Source organism: Labrys sp. 22185 (assembly GCF_052045555.1).
GTDB lineage: Bacteria > Pseudomonadota > Alphaproteobacteria > Rhizobiales > Labraceae > Labrys > Labrys neptuniae.
The window spans coordinates 1-986 of sequence record NZ_JBQEPH010000112.1; the positions used below are offsets into that span (position 1 = coordinate 1).

Consider the following 986-nt stretch of genomic DNA (forward strand, 5'->3'; position numbering starts at 1 on the left):
CGAAGAACCGCCTCCCCTGCTGCACCCCAACATGGCGCAGCACTATCGTGCCCAGATCGAGGATCTACATGCGGCACTCCAGGACGATTCCCTCGGAGAGCGCATGGCTGCAGCCGAGCGGATCCGTTCATTGATGAACGAGATCGTGCTGACGCCGGAAGGCGGTTCGCTGCAGATCGACGTGCGCGGCGATCTGGCCGGAATCCTTGCGATATCCCTGGAACGCAAAAAGCCCGCCTTGGGGGCGGGCAAATCGCAATTAAAGATGGTTGCGGGGGCCCGCAACGGCTTTCATCATAACATCACCAACCTTTTGATTTCGTTCAGGATTGACGAATTCGAGAATGCCAAACAGCTCTCCGCGTAGCTCTGCATGGATCTCGCCTCGCTTGTCGCCAGGCGCGAGTACGATCTGACCGATGAGCGAGCGCAGAGCTTCGGCGGCCTGTCTTCCGCCCTCGTCGTCGGCGAGCGCCTGTGTGAAGTGCTCCACCCGCTTGCGATAGAGATTGGCGATGTTGGGATGCAAGTCGGGCACGTCGGCCGGTGCCTGCGCCAGGCGTTGGGTGATCTCCGCTTTCTGTCGCTCCAGTTCCTCCATGCGCGCCTTCATGCTTGGCTGGTATAGACCATCCTCGATCGCCGCCATGATGCCGGCGATGGCGCGCTCTATCTTGTACAGCGCCTTGCGATCCTGCTCGCTCTGGGCGCGACGTTCCTGGTTGAGCCGGTTGGTCTCCTGGGTATAGGCCTTCACCGCCTCGACCACGGCATCACCCGAGACCAATCTTTCCTTCAAGCCTGAGAGAACACGTTCCTCGATCTTCTCGCGGGTGATCGTGCGACCATTGTCGCAGACGCCCCGGCGCTGGTGGTTGAGGCAGCCAAAACGCTCTTTCGTGAACAGGCCATAGCGTCCGCCGCAGCAGCCGCAGGTGAGCAGGCCGGAAAGCAGGGAGGCCGGCCGCTTCATGGTGTGCAGCCTC

At 61.4% G+C, this 986-nt stretch carries 1 protein-coding gene and 1 pseudogene; one reads left to right on the plus strand and one right to left on the minus strand.

The window, feature by feature from the left end:
* Positions 1 to 367, plus strand: a pseudogene (locus tag ACTJKX_RS38130) (hypothetical protein); the annotation flags it as partial.
* Here ACTJKX_RS38130 and ACTJKX_RS38135 read toward each other — a convergent pair.
* On the minus strand, positions 260 to 986 hold a 727-nt coding region (locus tag ACTJKX_RS38135), incomplete at its 5' end, for a recombinase zinc beta ribbon domain-containing protein (RefSeq protein ID WP_440728496.1). The pseudogene ACTJKX_RS38130 and the gene ACTJKX_RS38135 overlap by 108 nt on opposite strands.